A 3,854-nucleotide genomic window follows, 5' to 3' on the forward strand; every position below is an offset into this window, starting at 1 on the left:
AATCACCATTGCTCACCTTTTGGGCACTAGTGTAACCAGTCTGTATGAAGGAGATACCCAGCAAGCTTTTGGACAAAACCTTGCTAGATTTTTTACTCTAATTCATTGATTTCGGATTAATATTTGTAAGGCGATTATTGAACGTTAGTATTAAACCCGATAAACAAGCCATCCATTTTCTTTGCATGAACTTAAGCGAATGCTCTTCTAAAACTCATTTTGTCAACACTTGCAGCAGACTGAGCAGCTCAAAGCAGTAGAAGTGATCACCCATAAACAGCAGAAGCGATCAATTGCGTCAGTGCCATCAGTTGGTGGCGCTGCCCCAAACTGCCCGCCCTGCTGGCAAAAACTGATCACTTCTACTGGCAAGCACTGCTCAGGCTGCTGGTCAAACTGCCCGGTTTCAGGCAAGATAAAGCCCCAAGAAATAGGGCTCATTGGAAAAATGTAGGGGCTGTCCTGTCTGCCTTTCTTATTTATTGTGGCTATTCTGACTTATGTTTTTGGCATTTAGTCTTCAGACTTTCAAGTCTGCTTTCTAAAACCCTTAGTTTTAAGTTTGCAGCGTTCTTATATTCTCCTCGGCGTTCGGCTGAATCCGCAAAAACAATATTCATACTCGTGTCATCCATAACACGAGGATCTTGGTAAGAGTCCCCGAGCAAATTCAAAGCACGATTTTCCATTTCTAAAGCTATTTCGAACTTTAGTTCTAACACTGCTTTCCTTGAACTATCTAGTAACAGCAAAGCTTGATTGAACTCTTTGCTAGTAGAGCATTCAATAAGATCGCCTTTTACAATGCCACTAGCAGAGAAATTAACAGCAAACAGCAGCAAAGTTGCTGATGAAGCGATTAAAAAATAGCCGTTAGTTTTTAACTTTTTTAAAGACACCGTTCGTACCCTCATAGTAAGCCAAGCCATACTGCTTTGCTGTTTCTGATGCCGCTATTCTGCTAGCTTGACTATTATCTAAACCATTATTAACAAGCTCTGCAATACGAATATTCTGCAGACGCCCAAACCTATTATGGTCAACTTCAGCGGGTGAAGAAGCTGTACGCATTAACATGAACTGAGATGTGCCACTCATAGTAATAGCAATACTATGCTTATTATTTATAAGGTAAGCGATATCTTCTCCACTAAACGAGACTCCTGTAAACCCACCCTCGGCTTCAGAATATGGATGAGTATGAACTGTACCTAAAATATTCATGCTTCCACGTACTTTAAGATCTGGAGTAAACGTTTTACCAGTTCCAGAGCCAGTATTAACTAACAATATTCTTTTAAAAAGGTCAACAATCGTCCCCCCATACTCTATATAACCACTTTCGACACTTTTATCCCAAAGACCTTGCAACCTACTGTTCAATTCTGTCAAATTAACTTCGTCAGGAGCACCTGACGGTAACATTGGAAGTCTAAACGTATCTGCTGTTGCGGCTTCAGCTGATGTATTAAGCTCTATGTTCGCATTATCTTGTTTTCCAACTTCGGCTGGTTTATTTACAAGTTGTGGTCTGATTGAATTTTGGTCGTTATTCTCTCCGTTAGCAACTTTGCTCTTTTTCTTCTTTGACTCAGTATCTGCCAACTGCACTGAGGTACAAAACCCTTTAAAACCTGTATTTGAGCCTGTAGTACAACCGCCACCAGTCGCTGCATACCCCGTCGGATCTGTCCCGCTCATAGGGTTATTGAGGATATACGAATATGGGTTAGCACTCTGGCTGTTCTCGGGGAACTGCAAGAACGGGTCAACACTTAAGAAACGCCCGACGTTGAAATCGTAAATCCGCCCGTTCATATGAATTAACTGCTGCTCATTCAAATGCTCGTGATTGGTGTAGCCCTTAGTCACGCCTTGCCAGGCCGTCAGTAATACATTGCCTGCGGCAATATCCTGTGGCCGGCCGAACACATCATAACCCCGGTATTGCAGGACAGCACCCGTTTGTCCATCGATTAAGGTATCGACACTGCCTAAGTGGTCCCTTAAGACATGCTGCAACGGTGACTGATTGCCTAAGCTCCCCACATGGGCTTTCATCTTGATGGTGTGGTCACCGATGTAAGTTTTATCGATGGTGGCACCGCTGCTGACCTCACGCTCAAAACTGCCTACATAGTAGGTAGTGGTGATGCTGCTACCTTGCTGCTTAACCTGTTTATAGCGCTGACCATTCGCATCATAACTAAAGGTACTGGTAGTGCCATTACGTACTACAGTTAACGGCTTGTTTTGGTCATCGTAGGTTAAGGTCGCCCCATCGCCAATTAACCGATTACCATTGTTATCATAGGTAAAGTTGTAGGTTGTACCGCCGCGAATAAACTGCCGTATCGCGTTTGGGCCTGCATTACCCCCTAAACCTTTACCCACGTTACCATAGAGATAACTGCTGCCATAATCACCTTTGACCAGAATATTCCCCGCGGCATCATAGTCATAATTGATAGGCGCATACGGGGTGCCTTTAACGGTTTTGGTGGAATTATCGACCCGCATCAGTTCATCGTAGGTATAATCCTCTGCAAAGCGAGCGATGGCATTTTCTTGCCGAACCAGATTGCCCATAGCATCGTAGTCATAGTTAAGATACTGAATACCGACCGTGCTACAACTGCCGTTATTACTGGTACAAATCGAAAGTGGAGAGCCCGCTTCATTGCGGAAGAATTGTTGTATCTTACCGTTGCTGAATCGTTGCTGAATCGTTGCTGGTTGATACTCCCTAAGGCACTGTATGCCTCAACCGTGCGTAGAGACAATTCACTGCCATCGGTAAAGCGTTGATAGTCTTCAATCAGATAGCCGTTATCATTGAAACGGTAAGCAACATGCTCACCACTGGGGAAGGCCATGGCCTTGAGGCGGCCAAATTGACTGTCGTAGACATACTTTTCAGTTAAGTTAAGGCCGCCCATTTGCGTGATGGTTTGTATCATCCGCCCCGCGGTATCGTAACTGTGGGTTTGCGTGTGCCCTGTAACACTGGCTTGATACAACTTGCCATTACCGACCGTGGTGTCATACACCCAAGTGCGTGTAGTTTGGGTATTGGTTTGCTTTGTTTGTCTGCCCAGTTTGTCGTAGGTAAACGTGGTGACGAGATTACGCGCATCAGTTTGGGTAGCTAACTCGCCAAACTGATTGTAACTGAATAACCACTTACCCATATTGGGGTCATCAAATCATGCCTTGCGCCCCAAATCATCATACTGCGCAGTAATACGACTGCCGAGCACATCTTGAATGAGTACCGGTAAACCGGTGGCATTATAAGCAAAATAGCTGTGATGTCCTTTGGCATCGGTTGTACTCAGTAATTGGCCCAAGCTGTTATAGCTGCGACTCATTTGGAGATTAAAGTCGCCCGAGACATTGATATCGGTTCGAATACCATCAACATAAGTGTATTGCGATTGATAAGAGACCATGCCATCGTCATACAATTTGCGACTGGGTCGGCCTAGTACGTCAAAATCTTGATATTGCACGACTTCAGCCGCCCCATAGGATTGGGTTGGCCGAGTCTCGCTTACCAAATTGCCTCTAACGTCATAGCGTTTTGCAGTAATAATATCCCCTGCAAATCCAGCCGTAACGGTCTTCACCTCTCGATTTAAGCTGTCAAAATAGACGATGGTTTCCGGTTGGCCACTGCTGCGCTGCGTGACGCTGTAGGCATAATTGCCAGTTAACCATTCCATACTGCTATACACGGTTGGCGTGACAACTGTGGCCCCTTTAGCGCTGCCGCTGCTGGTGATTTTGCCGATAAAATTCACGGTATTGATGGTGGTCACACCGTTGATATCTATCGAGGAGAGCACTGCACC

General features: G+C 44.9%; 4 protein-coding genes. All 4 read right to left on the minus strand.

The annotated features are described in order from the left end of the window. Positions 1-488: 488 nt before the first annotated feature. The gene (locus Q4Q52_RS22115) at positions 489-899 is read right to left on the minus strand and encodes a hypothetical protein (RefSeq protein WP_311991693.1); all 411 of its coding nucleotides are present in this window, start codon (positions 897-899) and stop codon (positions 489-491) included. Further along, positions 874-2,589 (minus strand): RHS repeat-associated core domain-containing protein, encoded by a 1,716-nt coding sequence (locus Q4Q52_RS22120; protein WP_311991694.1) that lies wholly within the window; start codon positions 2,587-2,589, stop codon positions 874-876. Before Q4Q52_RS22120 ends, Q4Q52_RS22115 begins: the two co-directional genes overlap by 26 nt. Continuing rightward, a complete protein-coding gene (locus Q4Q52_RS22125) occupies positions 2,520-3,191 on the minus strand; it encodes a hypothetical protein (protein WP_311991695.1) in 672 nt (223 codons plus the stop codon). Before Q4Q52_RS22125 ends, Q4Q52_RS22120 begins: the two co-directional genes overlap by 70 nt. Positions 3,192-3,206: 15 nt before the next feature. After that, on the minus strand, positions 3,207-3,854 hold a 648-nt coding region (locus tag Q4Q52_RS22130), incomplete at its 5' end, for a hypothetical protein (protein ID WP_311991696.1).

Origin of the sequence: Shewanella sp. SP1S2-4 (assembly GCF_031932075.1) — a bacterium.
Taxonomy (GTDB): domain Bacteria; phylum Pseudomonadota; class Gammaproteobacteria; order Enterobacterales; family Shewanellaceae; genus Shewanella; species Shewanella baltica.